Below are 14,010 nucleotides of genomic sequence, written 5' to 3' on the forward strand. Positions count from 1 at the left end.
CTCACATGCGCAATTCGATGCTCTCGCGAAACGGGTCCTATCTGGGGCTGCTTGCGGCAAATACCATCCTTGGGTCATCGATGCCGATGTTGATTATCCTTGGCGGATTGGCGGGGATGATGTTGGCGCCGTCGGCGGCATTGTCGACACTGCCTGCGTCGCTCTCTACTCTGGCGGGGCTTTTTGCGGCGGCACCGTTTTCGTTGATGATGGGGCGCTGGGGGCGCAAGGCGGGGTTTGTTGCGGGCGGAGCTTGCGCGATTTTCGGCGCGTTGCTGGGGCTTTGGGCGCTGTTGAGCGGTAGTTTCGTGTTGCTGTGCATCGGCCATATGGCTTTGGGGGCAGCTCTTGCCTGTTACCAGTTTTTCCGATTTGCCGCAGCCGAGACGGTCAGCCCGCAATGGCAGCCGGTCGCCATCTCGCTGATGTTGACGTCGGGGTTGATCGCCGCATTTGTCGGGCCGCAGGTCTTCATCATGACGAAAAACGCGCTGGCACCCGTCCCTCTTGCAGGGGCTTACGCGGCCTTGGCGGTATTATCGCTGATCGGGCTGGTGCCGCTGGTGTTGACGCGCCTGCCGAAACCGCCCGCGGCCCCACCGCAAACTCTGCGCGCACGTTTTGCGTCCTTGTCGGTGCTGAAGGGCAGGCAAGTGCGCCTTGCCGTGGGCCTTGGGGCCGTGTCGCAGGGGGTGATGGTGTTTTTGATGGTGCCGACCCCGTTTGCGATGATCGGCTGCGGTTTCACCGAGGCGGCCTCAGGGGATGTGATCCGCTGGCATGTGGTGGCCATGTTCGCTCCCAGCTTTTTCACGGGCTTCCTGATCAAACGCTTCGGCGGTCAGCGGATCGCATTTGGCGGGGTCGGCCTGCTGGTGCTGGCGTCTCTGCCGGCCATGACGGGGCTCAGTATATCACATTTCTACGGCGCGCTTGTGTTGCTGGGCGTGGGGTGGAATTTCGGCTTCATCGGCGCGACCGCAATTCTGGCCACTGCGGTCCCCGAGGCGGAAAAGGCGATGGTGCAGGGAGCCAACGACACGGTGATCGCGCTTGTCTCGACCCTATGCGCCTTTGCATCGGGCGCTTTGGTCGCGGGATTGGGGTGGATTGTGCTGGCGGGTGTGTCGGCAACGCTGCTTGTTATTGCACTGATCGTGCTGCGGCGCGAGGCCCGTGTCCTGCCCTGACCCCTCATAAGCGAGGAGGGAGTGGCCGCCGCGCAGCGGCATAGCCGCGCACCGAGGAGCGGCCGCGCCCGCTCACAGCTGCGTCACCATTTGTTGAAATCGCGGCAAAGCTGCATATCTTATTGGTTGCGCAGGGCAGACGCACCATGCACCATGCTCTGTAACAGCCACAATCACGCCGGCCACCTCCCGATGCATCGGGAAAGGGCCGCGATCAGGAGACGATATATGCAGCCCAAAGCGGTCGCCCGGACACTTCCCCCCCAACACGCAACAGCGCTGCGCGCCGCCTTGATCGGGCTGATGGCCCTGTCATTATTGGTCCTGCAATCGGTAATGGCCTATGCCAAACCCGAAAGCCTGGCACCCTTGGCAGAAAAAATCAGCCCCTCGGTCGTGAACATCACCACATCCACCTTGGTCGAAGGGCGCACGGGGCCGCGCGGTATCGTGCCCGAAGGCTCCCCCTTCGAGGATTTCTTCCGCGAATTTCAAGACCGCAATAACGACGGCGACGGCACCGCGCCCGCTCCGCGGCGGTCTTCGGCGTTGGGGTCCGGCTTTGTCATCTCGGAAGACGGCTATGTCGTCACCAATAACCACGTGATTGAAGGCGCGGACGAGATCACAATCGAATTCTTTACCGGTTCCGAGCTGGTCGCGAAGGTGATCGGCACCGACCCCAACACCGACATCGCCCTGCTGAAGGTCGAGGCCGACGGCCCGCTGCCCTTTGTAAGCTTCGGCGACAGCGACGCGGCGCGTGTGGGCGACTGGGTTATCGCTATGGGTAACCCGCTGGGGCAGGGGTTCTCGGTTTCGGCTGGCATCGTCAGCGCCCGCAACCGCGCCTTGTCAGGCAGCTATGATGACTACATCCAGACAGACGCCGCGATCAACCGTGGCAATTCGGGCGGGCCCTTGTTCAACATGGACGGCGATGTGATCGGTGTGAACACGGCGATCCTGTCGCCAAACGGCGGGTCCATCGGCATCGGCTTTTCCATGGCGGCCAATGTGGTGACCCGCGTGGTTGACCAGCTCAAGGAATACGGCGAGACGCGGCGCGGCTGGCTGGGCGTGCGCATTCAGGACGTCACACAGGACGTGGCCGACGCCATGGGCCTTGAGGCTGCAACAGGCGCATTGATTACGGACGTACCAGAAGGTCCGGCCAAGGTCGCTGGCCTTGAAACAGGCGATGTGATCTTGTCATTTGACGGCGTCGAAGTGGCGGATACACGCGGCCTTGTGCGCCAGGTGGGCAACAGCCCCGTAGGTGCCACCGTTCGCGTCACAGTCCTGCGCGAAGGCAAAAGCCAGACCATCCCCGTGGTGCTTGGCCGCCGCGAAGATGCCTCTGGTGCAGCGGCGCCCGCAACCGAAGAGGAAGAAGCAACACCGACAGAGCCCGAAGTATCGTCATTGCTGGGGCTGACCATCACGCCACTTACCGACGAGATCCGCGAGGAACTGGGCGCGTCTGCCGACATGCAGGGGCTCGCAGTGACGGAAGTTGCCGAAGGCTCCGAAGCGTTCGAAAAAGGTTTGCGACCCGGTGACATCCTGACCGAAGCTGGCCAGCAAAACATCGCGACCATCGCGGACCTGAACGGCCGCGTTGATGCCGCCCGTGAGGCGGGGCGCAAGTCGCTGTTATTGCTCGTGCGCCGTGCAGGTGATCCGCGCTTTGTCGCGCTCACGCTCGAAGATCAGTAACATCTTCCAAGATAAAACAGAAAAAGGCGCCCCGGCGGAACGGGGCGCCTTTTTCATGTCCTGTGCAGATCACTGCGTGCGCGGCACCGCCACGATCCCCAACATCCGCGCTGTCTCAATCGAGAGGACATCGCTGTGCAATCCGTTTGCTGATTGAACCGCCAGCACCGCACGGCGGGTGGCTGCGTCCATATTGCCCGAAATCGCGCCCGCGTATTGCCCGCGCACCTGCAACGCACGCTGTAGGGTCGAGACGAACTCGACCGTGAAACTGGGCGGGCAGGGGATCTCGAACCAGCGGTCCATACGAGGGGTCACGATTTGCTGGCGGCTTTCCGCGCGGTAGACAGGCAGGGTTGCCAATGTGCCGTCGGCGTTGGTCTTGGCAGGGGTGACAAGGACTTGCTCTGTCACCGTCTCGACCACCGCAGGGGTCGGGATTTTGCCCCAGCAGGTGCCAGGTGCGGCCCCTTCGGGTGCCAGCCCGTTGCCGACGATCACGCCTGTCTTAGACACGGTCGTTGCCTGTAGACAGCCGCCCAGAACCGCCACGCCAAGCAGCGTGCAGATCAGGGGCCGTGCCCGATTGAAAATATGTGCCTGTGTCATAGCCCAATGCCTTTGGGTCTGTTTTCCCTGCGCCCAGAGTTAGCGGGTTTTACGGCATTTGACTAGAAGGACGGACAAGTGCGGCAACATGCGGCGCAAAAGGGGCTGGCGTGCGGCGGGTGGCTTGCGTAGAAAAGCGAAAGTAAAGAACACACAAGGGGCAAGTTTGATGGCCAAGATTACCTATGTCGAGCATAACGGAACCGAGCATGTGGTTGAGGTTGCCGCAGGCCTGACCGTTATGGAAGGCGCACGCGATAACAATATTCCAGGCATTGAAGCCGACTGTGGCGGCGCCTGCGCGTGCTCGACCTGCCATGTGTATGTTGACGATGCATGGGTGGAAAAACTGCCCGCAAAGGACGACATGGAAGAAGATATGCTGGATTTCGCGTTTGAGCCCGATCCCGCAAAATCGCGCCTGACCTGCCAGCTGAAGGTGACGGATGCGCTGGATGGTCTGCGCGTGAAGATGCCCGAAAAGCAGATATAATGACCACGGGGGCGCGGCGTCTGACGCGGTGCGTGTGGCCCCGCGCCGTGCGCCGCGTCCGGCATTCGTTGTGCGTGGTGCTGGTGTTGCTGGTGCCTGTTGCCGCTGCTGCGGAAACCATCACTTCGGCCCGCTATACCGAGCCTACAACACGCTATGCCCACGGTGTTCTGGGCGATGCGGTCGAACACGGCGCGCTGGAAATCGAGACGAAGAACAACAGCGGTGACGCGCTGTCGTCTGATACCAAGGACCGCAACACCCGATATGTGCTGCGCCTCCCCGTCGAACGCGTCTTTGAAGACACGCAGCCGCGGCTTGCCGATGTGGATGGTGATGGCAAACCCGAAGTGATCGTGGTCGAATCGCACCAGAACTTTGGCGCGCGGCTTGCGGTCTACACCTACAAACGCCTTTTGGCCGCGACTCCCTATATCGGGACGCGTAACCGCTGGCTGGCCCCGATCGGCATTGCGGATATGGATGGCGACGGCCGGATCGAGCTGGCCTATATCGACCGCCCCCACTTGGCCAAAACCCTGCGCGTCTGGCGCTTTGCCAATGGTGATCTGACCGAGGTTGCAACGCTTGGCAATCTGACCAATCACCGCATCGGCGAGCGCGACATCGCAGGCGGGCTGCGCGACTGTGGCTCAGGCACAGAGATGATCGTGGCCCGCGCCGATTGGCAACGCCTGATGGCCGTCACTTTCGACGGCAAATCACTGAAAGCCCGTGACATTGGCGGCCACACTAACCGCGACAGCTTTGCCGCAGCATTGGGGTGCAAATGAAACGCCTCGCCGCTTTTCTGCTATTGCTTGCCACAGCGCCCGCCACAGCTCAGGAACAGATCACTCCTGATGCTTTCATCGACCTTGTCCTGAAACGCACGCTTAGCTTTTCCAGCATTAGCACGGACAGGCTGGTCGGCGTCGAGGAGTTCTTGCGCCGCGATCTAACGGTTTGGGCCGACGAGTCGGGCCGCTGTACCTATGGCCGGATTGAACTGCGCGGCCCGCTTTTGTGCTTTATCTACGAAGACGCGCCAGATCCTGAAAACTGCTGGATTCCTTTCATGGACCAAGGCACGCTGCTGGTCATGGCCAACAGATCCCGTGAGGTGCAGCGCATCTCGGACATCAGCCAAGACCCCGTGATCTGCGAAGACACGCCGTCCTCCTGACTTCATTTTGCCCTTAAACTCAATCCCACAGGGGCCACGGGCAAAAGCAGATCAGGTGAGCGCCCGCCACCCGATGTCGCTGCGGCAAAACCCCTCGGGCCAGTCGATACCGTCGACCATCGAATAGGCCCGCTCGCGTGCCTGTGACAAGGTCTCGCCCCGCGCCGTGACGTTCAGAACACGCCCGCCGACGGCCACGATTCCCTCGTCTCGCATCGCAGTGCCTGCGTGGAACACCATATTTTTGCTGTCGCCTTCGAAACGGTCCAGCCCCCCGATGACCGAGCCTTTCTCATAGCTGCCCGGGTAGCCATTGGCGGCCAAAACGACCGTCAGCGCATGATCATCGGCCCAGTTCACCTGCGCTTCGTCCAGACGCCCTTCGGCGGCTGCCTGCAACAGGTCCAGCACCTGCGCGCCCAACCGCATCATCAGCACCTGACACTCAGGATCGCCAAAGCGCACGTTATATTCCACCAGTCGCGGCGCGCCGTCCTTGATCATCAATCCCGCATATAGAACCCCCTGATAGGGCGTGCCGCGCTTTGCCATCTCGGCCATGGTCGGGCGAATGATCTCGTCCAACGCCCGCTGGGCAATCGCATCCGTCAAGACAGGCGCGGGCGAGTAAGCTCCCATTCCGCCCGTATTCGGGCCCGTATCGCCGTCGCCCACACGCTTGTGGTCCTGAGCGGTGCCAATGGGCAGCACGCTCTCGCCGTCGCACAGAATAAAGAACGAGGCTTCCTCGCCTTCCATAAATTCCTCAATCACGACCTCGGCGCCGGCCGCACCGAATTCACCGCTGAACATATCGTCAATCGCATGCTCGGCTTGTGCCACGGTCTCGGCAATAATCACGCCTTTGCCTGCGGCCAACCCGTCGGCCTTCACAACAATCGGTGCGCCATTTGCCTGCACATACGCCTTGGCCGCCGCCGCATCGGTGAAGTGACCGTAGGCCGCCGTGGGCGCGTCACAGGCATCGCAAATTTCTTTGGTGAAGGCTTTGGAGGCCTCCAGTTCTGCCGCCGCCTTGGACGGCCCGAACACCAGTACACCAGCTTCGCGCAAACGGTCACCCACGCCAGCGGCCAGCGGCGCCTCTGGTCCGATGATCACAAAGTCCACGTTGTTGCGGGCGACAAATTCCACAACCGTGGCGCCATCGTTGATGTCGATGCTGGCGCAATCCGCGATCTGCGCGATGCCCGCATTGCCGGGGGCGACGATCAGCTTGTCACATTTGGGGTTCTGCATCACAGCCCACGCCAGCGCATGCTCGCGCCCGCCACTGCCCAAAATCAGAATATTCATGCCGCGCACTCCCTTGGAACTTATGCAGTCGCGTTTTATGCTGCACAGGCGGCAGGCACAAGGACGCGGCACATGGATCTGTTTGACGACGCACCAGACGACACCCCCGCAGGGGACAACAGCCCCGAATACACCATCGGAGAGCTGTCAGGCGCGATCAAACGCGTGATCGAGAATGAGTTCGGCCACGTCCGCGTCCGCGCCGAGGTCGGCCGCGTGAGCCTGCCACGCTCGGGTCATATGTATCTTGACCTCAAAGACGACAAAGCCGTGATGGCGGGCATCATCTGGAAAGGCGTGGCATCGCGCCTGCAAACCCTGCCCGAAGAGGGGATGGAGGTCATCGCCACAGGCCGCATCACTACATTTCCGGGCCAGTCGAAATACCAGATCATCATCGAAGACATCCAGCCCGCAGGCATGGGCGCGCTCATGGCGGTGCTGGAGAAACGCAAAGCGGCGCTATCCGCCGAAGGCCTCTTTGACGCAAGTCGCAAAAAACCGCTGCCCTATCTTCCCCACATCATCGGCGTGGTCACATCGCCCTCAGGGGCGGTGATCCGCGACATCCTGCACCGCCTGCGGGACCGCTTCCCGCGCAAAGTGCTTATCTGGCCCGTCGCCGTACAAGGTGCCAAATGCGCACCAGAAGTGGCCCACGCGATCGAAGGCTTCAACCGCCTCACGCCTGGCGGCGCACTTCCGCGCCCCGATCTGATTATCGTCGCCCGTGGCGGCGGCTCGGTCGAAGACCTGTGGGGCTTTAACGAAGAAGCGGTGGTGCGTGCTGCCGCCGCCTCCGACATCCCGTTGATTTCGGCTGTGGGGCATGAAACGGACACAACGCTGATCGACTACGCCTCCGACAAACGCGCGCCTACCCCCACGGCGGCAGCCGAACTCGCCGTGCCCGTGCGCGTCGAACTCCTTGCCTATCTTGACCAGCAACATGCCCGCCTCAGCCGCGCCCTGAGCCAAGGGTTGATCCAGCGCGGCCAACGCCTGCGCGACGTCTCCCGCGCCCTGCCGCGCCCCGACAGCTTGCTCGACACGCCGCGGCAGCGCCTTGACCGCGCAGGCGACAGGCTGATGCGCGCGGCCTCTCTTACCGATGCCGCCGCTCTGCGGCTGGAGCGCGCAACCGCCCGCCTTGATCCCGCCCTGATGGCGGGCGTGCAGCGCCGCAAAATGCGCCTGACGAATATCGCAGGCGGCCTGCGCCCCGCCACGCTCACCCGCAAATTGTCCCAAGACCGCGCCCGCCTGAACGATCGCGCCGCCCGCCTTGCCCCCGCCCTGATGCGAGAGCGCAAGCAGCAGGCCCAACGCCTGACCCGCACCACAAAATCCCTGTCCGAGGCCGCAAACCGTCAAATCGCCAAATGGCAAAGCCAGATCACCACAGCCGAACGCCTGCGCCGCACCTTGGGCTACGAGGCCACACTCGAACGCGGCTTTGCCGTGATCCGCGCCGATGAAACCCTCATCACGACCAGCGCACAGGCCACCACACACGACACGCTGACAATTCAATTCGCCGACAACACCGTCACCGTCCATCCCTCGAAAAAATAAGCCTGTCCGCCAAGCGCATATTTTTCTGGCTATAAATCCTATGGGGGAATTTTTGCCTTGGGCAAAAAGGGGGCTGGCCCCCGGCCACCGCCCGAGATCACACCCCGACTTTGGGCCCCAAGCACAGCATTTCTTGCGTGCTCTCATTGGCCTCAAACAAGGGCGTCACCGCAGGATCATTTTCGAACCGCGCAATCAATCCCTGTCGCCCCAGCTCAAAGCTCCAGCATTGCGGCTCTGGACGCTCTTCATAGGTGAAACAAATCAGCCCGTTTTCCTCGTACCAGACCCCGTCACGGCACTGCCCATCCAGAAACGACCACCGCACACGTCGGTCGGGCAAGTATATTTCCGCCCCGTAGGGCGCCGCCCCGTTCCCGTAATACAGCGTTTTGCCCCGCGTATAGGCATCAAACTCCTCTGCTGTCATGGTGGACTGGGCAGCAGCAGATTGGGCACAGAAGGCCGCGATGATAAATATGGCATATCTCATGGCGACAACCTGCCAGATGCACGGCGCCCTTACCAGAGCCGCAGCCCATAGGTTTCCGATCCGCCCCAATCCCCGCCTATCCACCGCGCAAAGAGCCGCCGAATTGTCGCTTTTCGCCTCAACGCCGTGCCTGCATTTTGCTACCAACAGGCAACAGACAAAGGGGCCTGCGCAATGGCATTGGACAATAAATCAAACGGGCCGGACAAAGGCGTGTGGAAATCCGGCAAAGGCAAAGGCCGCCGCCATACCAAAGGCCGCCAGCTTGAGGATCAGGCTTGGGGGCAGGTCCGCGATCTGCTGGACGCAGAGCCGCGCGACCGCGATCTGCTGATCGAACACCTCCACCTCATTCAGGACGAATACGGCCACCTTTCTGCCGCCCACCTGCGTGCCTTGGCCGAGGAAATGCGCCTTAGTATGGCCGAGGTTTACGAAGTCGCCACCTTCTACGCTCACTTCGATGTGGTGAAGGAGGGCGAGGTACCGCCCCCCGCGCTCACCATCCGCGTGTGCGATTCGCTTTCTTGTGAACTGGCGGGCGCGCAGGCGCTGAAATCCGCGCTCGAAGACGGGCTCGACCCAGCGGAGGTCCGCGTGCTGCGTGCGCCCTGCATGGGCCGCTGCGATACCGCACCGGTGCTGGAGCTGGGCCACGCCCATATCGACAACGCCACGCCAGAGAAAGTCCACGCCGCCATCGCGGCAAACGACACCCACGCCCACATCCCCGACTACGAGACATATGCCACTTATGCGGCCAACGGCGGCTACGCCACGCTGAGCGATCTGCGCAAGAACGGCGATTGGGAGGCGGTGCAGGAAAGCGTGCTGGCCTCTGGTCTGCGCGGCTTGGGCGGGGCGGGTTTTCCGTCGGGCAAAAAATGGGGCTTTGTGCGGGGCAATGCAGGGCCGCGCTACCTCACCGTGAACGGGGACGAGGGCGAGCCTGGCACATTCAAAGACCGCTATTATCTGGAGCGCACGCCGCATCTGTTCCTTGAGGGCCTGTTGATTGCCGCTTGGGCCGTCGAGGCGGACCGCTGCTATATCTACATGCGCGACGAATATCCCGCCGTGCTGGAAATCCTCTCCCGCGAGATTGCAGCACTAGAGGACGCAGGCGTTGTGGCGGCTGGCTATATAGATCTGCGGCGCGGGGCGGGTGCCTATATTTGCGGCGAAGAATCCGCCATGATCGAAAGCATCGAGGGCAAGCGCGGAATACCGCGCCACCGTCCTCCTTACGTGGCCCAAGTGGGCCTGTTCGGTCAGCCCACACTGGTCCACAACGTCGAGACGCTGCACTGGATCGCCCGCATCTGCCGCGAGGGGCCTGAGATTCTGTCTAGCGTCGAAAAGAACGGGCGCAAAGGCCTGCGCAGCTACTCCGTCTCGGGGCGCGTGGCCAAGGCGGGCGTTTATCTGCTGCCCGCGGGCTCGACTGTGATGGACATCATCGACGCCGCAGGCGGGATGGCGGATGGGCATAGCTTCAAGGCCTACCAACCGGGCGGCCCGTCTTCGGGCCTGCTGCCCGCACATATGAACGACATCCCGCTGGATTTCGACACGTTGCAGCCGCACGGCAGTTTCATCGGGTCCGCCGCCGTAGTGATCTTGTCAGAGGCAGACCGTGCGCGGGACGCAGCACTCAATATGCTGCGGTTCTTTGAGGATGAAAGCTGTGGCCAATGCACGCCCTGCCGTGTGGGGTGTGAAAAGGCGGTCAAGCTGATGCAGGCCGACACATGGGATCAGGGCCTGTTGGAGGAGCTTTCATCGGCCATGGTCGATGCGTCTATCTGTGGCTTGGGCCAAGCGGCCCCAAACCCGATCCGCCTGACGATGAAGCATTTCGCGGACGAGATTTGACCAAAGGACGACCCCTGTGTGATGCACGGGGGGCGCTCCTCCACCCTTTGACGACCTTATTTGTTTTGCACCACAAGACAGCGGCATCTTTGCCGTTTGAGCGTGGTGCATAGCTTTTGAGCCGACTGCCGCGTGTTGCGCCCGATGCGGCCAAAGAAGTATCCCTTTTTGCCCGACACACGGTTTTTTACATAAATCAAATCCAGCTTCTCACGCCGCACCGTGGCGCGGCACGAGCTTGTTTGCTGGCTGATCTTGTTACGCGCCGCCTTTTTGGACACACCAAATCCCAGCTGCACGCCCCATGGCTTCACAGGGGGCGGGGCGGGTTTGACCCGCTTTATCGGCGTCAGTCTGCGTTTGCGCGCCATCTCGCTACAGGCGGCATAAAAGCTCTTGGTTTTATCAAGACGGAAGTCGTGGTCTTTGGGGGGCGCATCGCGCCATTGCTCGGCCGTGAGGCCGGTGATGATCGGGACATAGTTCACTGTCTCGGGCGCCAGCCCCTTGCCCTCCAGAAATCCCGCCGCCCGCCGCTCACCTCCGTTATAGCCGATGGCGGCCATGCCTTCGTTGCCGTAGCGTTTGACCATCTCGGCCAGATATTGCGCGGAATGCTCCAGCGCGTCGGCGGGGTTGTAGGGGTCTTTCAGCCCGCGCAGCCGCGCCGTCGAGGGGATGAACTGCGCGATGCCGCGGGCGTTCGCGTGGCTCAGTGCGTTGGGATCAAAGCGGCTTTCCTGCCAGATAAGGCGGGCGAAAAAACCGGTGTCCAGCCCGTGACGTTTCGAGAAGACCTCGATCGCGTTGCAGGTGTCATGCACAAAATGCTCGGACCGGATGCAATGGGCGTGGCCCCATTTTCCCGTGCTGCATTTGGGCGCACGCGGGTCGGCCATCGCCGTGCCTGCCCAGATCAGGGATAAAAGGATCAAAACCAACCGCATAGGGCGTTGGTGACAACCCGCAGCAGGCTTGTCAATCGCGTGCCCTTCCATCCGCCACCCAGAGCGGTTAGATCAGATGGGTATATCAAGCCGGAGACCTGCCGCGTGGCGTTTTTCAAAAAGCTAAAAGACCGACTGTTCAACTCCTCCTCGAAGATCGACGAAGGGCTGGAGGCGATTGTCAGCGATGGCGGGCAGGTGGATGACGCCCCCGCGCAGATCACAGCAGAGCCTGACCCCGCAATCGCGGCGCAGGCCGAGGCAGAAGCCCGTCGTCAGGCAGAGCAGGCAAAGGCCGAGCAAGCCGAAACACAGGCCCGCGAAGAGGCGGCGCGGCAGGCCCAAGAACGCGCCGATGCCGAAGCGCAAAGGCTACAAGCACAGGCAGAAGCGGCCCGTCAGGCAGAGCGTGACGCCGCCGCATTGGCCGAACAGCAAAAAGCGGCCCAAGCCGCAGCGCAGGCCGCGCAAGATGCAGCCCTTGCCAAGCAAGCGGCACAAAAGCTTGCCCGTGCGGAACAGGCAGCGCAAGAGGCCGCCCGCGCAGAAGAAGCCGCGCAAGCAGCACTGCGCGCCGAGCGTGCCGCCGAAGAAGCCCGCCAGAAACAGGCGCAGGCCGAAGCGGCCCGCCGTGAGCAAGAGGCACAAGCCGAAGCGGCCCGTCTCGCTGCCGAGGAGGAAGCGCCCGCGCCCGAGGAGGCACCAGAGCCGGAAGCCGCGCCCGAGCCTTTGCGCACCACGCTCACTCCCGTCGCGCCCATCCTTGAGGGCAAAGAAACCGAAGAGCCTGCCGCCAAACCCGGCCTTCTTGGCCGTCTTATGGGGCGCAAAACAGCAGCCCCCGTCGTGCGCCGCGTGCTGGATGACGCCATGCTGGAGCAGCTGGAAGAATTGCTGATCACCGCCGACATGGGCGTTGATACCGCCCTGCGCGTGACCGCCAACATGGCCGAGGGGCGTTTGGGGCGCAAACTCTCGGTCACAGAGATCAAGACCCTGATGAGCGACGAGATCGCCCGCATTATGGAGCCTGTGGCCAAGCCGCTGCCGCTCTATGCCAAGACGCCTCAGGTGGTGCTGGTGGTGGGGGTCAACGGGTCGGGCAAGACGACGACCATTGGCAAACTCGCCAGCCAGTTCCGCGCTGCGGGCAAGAAGGTGGTGATTGCAGCAGGCGACACCTTCCGCGCCGCCGCGGTTGAGCAGTTGCAGGTCTGGGGCGACCGCGCAGGCGTGCCTGTGCTGACCGCGCCCCAAGGCTCGGACCCTGCCAGCCTTGCGTTTGACGCTATGGGTCGCGCACAGGAAGACGGCGCTGATTTGTTGCTGATCGACACGGCGGGACGGTTGCAGAACCGCGGCGACCTGATGGAGGAGTTGGCCAAGATCGTGCGCGTCATTCGCAAGAAAGACCCCGACGCGCCGCATAACACTTTGCTGGTGCTGGACGCGACAACGGGCCAGAATGCAGTCAATCAGGTGAAGGTCTTTCAGGAAATCTCGGACGTGTCGGGCCTTGTGATGACCAAGCTGGATGGCACTGCCAAAGGCGGTGTGCTGGTTGCACTGGCCGATAAGTTCGGTCTGCCGATTCACGCGATTGGCGTGGGGGAGCAGATCGACGATCTGCAAGCCTTTGACCCGCAGGAATTTGCTGACGCGCTCACTGGTTTGGACCGCTAGATGCCGCTTGGGGCATTGTCGTGACAGACTGGCTCATCTCGATCGAGGGGACGCAAACGGGGCATCATATGGCGCTGGGTCTGGCGCTTATGGCGGCGTTTTTGCACGCGGTTTTTGGCGCATTGCAAAAGGGGCGGCATGATCCGTGGCTGACGCGCGGTGCGATCGACGGCAGTTATTGCGTGATGGCAGCGCCCTTTGCGCTGTTTGTCGTGCCATGGCCCGAGCCGCATATGTGGCCTATTTTTGCGGGCGCTTGGGTGATCCACAGTATCTACAAACTCTTGCAGGCCGCCGCCTATACCAAAGGTGCCTATACGGTCGTCTATCCCGTCGTGCGCGGCACGGGGCCGCTCTTCACCGTGGTCGGTGCCTACCTGATTTTCAATGAAAGCTTTAACACCGTGCAGTGGATCGGGGTGCTGGTGCTTATGGCGGGGATCTTTGGTCTGGCGCTTTATAACCTGATGTATCTACAAACCGAGCGGGACACCCTGCGCGCCGCATTGGGGCTGGCGGTGCTGACCGGCGTGCTGGTCGCGATGTATACGACCTTTGACGCCTACGGGATCAGGGCCACGGCCAATCCGTTTACCTTTCTGGCGTGGTTTTTCATGATCGACGGGTTCTTGTTCCCGATCATCGCGTACCGCCGCTGGCACCGGATGGAGGACTCACCCGCCGTGGGGCCTTTGATGCAGCGCGGTGTGTTCGGTGGTGTGATCGCTTTCCTCAGCTTTGGCGCGATTATGATGGCGACACGCCTTGATAAGGTGGGCGAGGCCGCAATATTGAGAGAGACATCAACGGTTTTCGCGGCCCTGATCGGCTGGCTGGTTCTGAAAGAGACAGTCGGCCCGCGCCGCGTGATGCTGATGATGTTGATCGCCGCAGGGGCGGTGATTGTAGAATTTGGAGGCTAG

At 62.1% G+C, this 14,010-nt stretch carries 13 protein-coding genes; 9 read left to right on the forward strand and 4 right to left on the reverse strand.

The window, feature by feature from the left end; translation table 11 throughout:
• The first annotated feature begins 5 nt into the window (after positions 1 to 5).
• Positions 6 to 1,190 (forward strand): MFS transporter, encoded by a 1,185-nt coding sequence (locus ABMC88_RS06180; RefSeq protein WP_349575965.1) that lies wholly within the window; start codon positions 6 to 8, stop codon positions 1,188 to 1,190.
• Positions 1,191 to 1,418: 228 nt separating this feature from the next.
• Positions 1,419 to 2,909: a DegQ family serine endoprotease gene (locus ABMC88_RS06185; RefSeq protein WP_349575966.1), complete on the forward strand. Its 1,491-nt coding sequence runs from the start codon at positions 1,419 to 1,421 to the stop codon at positions 2,907 to 2,909.
• Positions 2,910 to 2,978: 69 nt separating this feature from the next.
• Here the strand turns inward: ABMC88_RS06185 and ABMC88_RS06190 are convergent, their stop codons facing one another.
• Entirely contained in the window at positions 2,979 to 3,518 is a 540-nt protein-coding gene (locus ABMC88_RS06190; protein ID WP_349575967.1) for a peptidoglycan-binding domain-containing protein, read from the reverse strand.
• 169 nt (positions 3,519 to 3,687) lie between these two features.
• Between ABMC88_RS06190 and ABMC88_RS06195 the strand changes: the two genes are divergently transcribed.
• From ABMC88_RS06195 to ABMC88_RS06205, 3 genes are read left to right on the forward strand one after another with little or no spacing between them, the layout of a single operon-like run.
• A complete protein-coding gene (locus tag ABMC88_RS06195; RefSeq protein ID WP_349575968.1) occupies positions 3,688 to 4,011 on the forward strand; it encodes a 2Fe-2S iron-sulfur cluster-binding protein in 324 nt (107 codons plus the stop codon).
• On the forward strand, positions 4,011 to 4,805 hold the full coding sequence (locus tag ABMC88_RS06200; protein WP_349575969.1) for an FG-GAP repeat domain-containing protein: 795 nt from the start codon (positions 4,011 to 4,013) through the stop codon (positions 4,803 to 4,805). The genes ABMC88_RS06195 and ABMC88_RS06200 overlap by 1 nt, the downstream gene beginning before the upstream one ends.
• Positions 4,802 to 5,197, forward strand: coding sequence for a hypothetical protein (locus tag ABMC88_RS06205; protein WP_349575970.1), 396 nt, complete (start codon positions 4,802 to 4,804; stop codon positions 5,195 to 5,197). Before ABMC88_RS06200 ends, ABMC88_RS06205 begins: the two co-directional genes overlap by 4 nt.
• Positions 5,198 to 5,248: 51 nt before the next feature.
• Here the strand turns inward: ABMC88_RS06205 and purD are convergent, their stop codons facing one another.
• Positions 5,249 to 6,514 carry a phosphoribosylamine--glycine ligase gene (purD, locus tag ABMC88_RS06210; protein WP_349575971.1) on the reverse strand — a complete coding sequence of 422 codons (1,266 nt, stop codon included), beginning with the start codon at positions 6,512 to 6,514 and terminating at the stop codon, positions 5,249 to 5,251.
• 72 nt (positions 6,515 to 6,586) lie between these two features.
• Between purD and xseA the strand changes: the two genes are divergently transcribed.
• On the forward strand, positions 6,587 to 8,089 hold the full coding sequence (xseA, locus tag ABMC88_RS06215) for an exodeoxyribonuclease VII large subunit (RefSeq protein ID WP_349575972.1): 1,503 nt from the start codon (positions 6,587 to 6,589) through the stop codon (positions 8,087 to 8,089).
• Between the two features lie 97 nt (positions 8,090 to 8,186).
• Here the strand turns inward: xseA and ABMC88_RS06220 are convergent, their stop codons facing one another.
• Positions 8,187 to 8,582: a hypothetical protein gene (locus ABMC88_RS06220; protein WP_349575973.1), complete on the reverse strand. Its 396-nt coding sequence runs from the start codon at positions 8,580 to 8,582 to the stop codon at positions 8,187 to 8,189.
• 174 nt (positions 8,583 to 8,756) lie between these two features.
• On the opposite strand from ABMC88_RS06220, the gene ABMC88_RS06225 reads away from it, so the two are divergent.
• Positions 8,757 to 10,457: an NAD(P)H-dependent oxidoreductase subunit E gene (locus tag ABMC88_RS06225; protein WP_349575974.1), complete on the forward strand. Its 1,701-nt coding sequence runs from the start codon at positions 8,757 to 8,759 to the stop codon at positions 10,455 to 10,457.
• A gap of 56 nt (positions 10,458 to 10,513) precedes the next feature.
• On the opposite strand, the gene ABMC88_RS06230 is transcribed toward ABMC88_RS06225, so the two are convergent.
• Entirely contained in the window at positions 10,514 to 11,392 is an 879-nt protein-coding gene (locus ABMC88_RS06230) for a lytic transglycosylase domain-containing protein (RefSeq protein WP_349575975.1), read from the reverse strand.
• A 117-nt stretch (positions 11,393 to 11,509) separates the two neighbouring features.
• Between ABMC88_RS06230 and ftsY the strand changes: the two genes are divergently transcribed.
• Entirely contained in the window at positions 11,510 to 13,087 is a 1,578-nt protein-coding gene (ftsY, locus tag ABMC88_RS06235; RefSeq protein WP_349575976.1) for a signal recognition particle-docking protein FtsY, read from the forward strand.
• 20 nt (positions 13,088 to 13,107) lie between these two features.
• Positions 13,108 to 14,010 carry an EamA family transporter gene (locus ABMC88_RS06240; RefSeq protein WP_349575977.1) on the forward strand — a complete coding sequence of 301 codons (903 nt, stop codon included), beginning with the start codon at positions 13,108 to 13,110 and terminating at the stop codon, positions 14,008 to 14,010.

It is taken from the genome of Sulfitobacter aquimarinus (assembly GCF_040149565.1).
In the GTDB taxonomy this organism is placed as follows: domain Bacteria; phylum Pseudomonadota; class Alphaproteobacteria; order Rhodobacterales; family Rhodobacteraceae; genus Sulfitobacter; species Sulfitobacter aquimarinus.

Excerpts from the sequence above, each read along its gene's own strand:
- ABMC88_RS06180 (WP_349575965.1), top strand. The coding sequence starts at position 6 with ATGCGCAATTCGATGCTCTCGCGAAACGGGTCCTATCTGGGGCTGCTT.
- ABMC88_RS06185 (WP_349575966.1), top strand. The coding sequence starts at position 1,419 with ATGCAGCCCAAAGCGGTCGCCCGGACACTTCCCCCCCAACACGCAACA.
- ABMC88_RS06190 (WP_349575967.1), bottom strand. The coding sequence starts at position 3,518 with ATGACACAGGCACATATTTTCAATCGGGCACGGCCCCTGATCTGCACG.
- ABMC88_RS06195 (WP_349575968.1), top strand. The coding sequence starts at position 3,688 with ATGGCCAAGATTACCTATGTCGAGCATAACGGAACCGAGCATGTGGTT.
- ABMC88_RS06200 (WP_349575969.1), top strand. The coding sequence starts at position 4,011 with ATGACCACGGGGGCGCGGCGTCTGACGCGGTGCGTGTGGCCCCGCGCC.
- ABMC88_RS06205 (WP_349575970.1), top strand. The coding sequence starts at position 4,802 with ATGAAACGCCTCGCCGCTTTTCTGCTATTGCTTGCCACAGCGCCCGCC.
- purD (WP_349575971.1), bottom strand. The coding sequence starts at position 6,514 with ATGAATATTCTGATTTTGGGCAGTGGCGGGCGCGAGCATGCGCTGGCG.
- xseA (WP_349575972.1), top strand. The coding sequence starts at position 6,587 with ATGGATCTGTTTGACGACGCACCAGACGACACCCCCGCAGGGGACAAC.
- ABMC88_RS06220 (WP_349575973.1), bottom strand. The coding sequence starts at position 8,582 with ATGAGATATGCCATATTTATCATCGCGGCCTTCTGTGCCCAATCTGCT.
- ABMC88_RS06225 (WP_349575974.1), top strand. The coding sequence starts at position 8,757 with ATGGCATTGGACAATAAATCAAACGGGCCGGACAAAGGCGTGTGGAAA.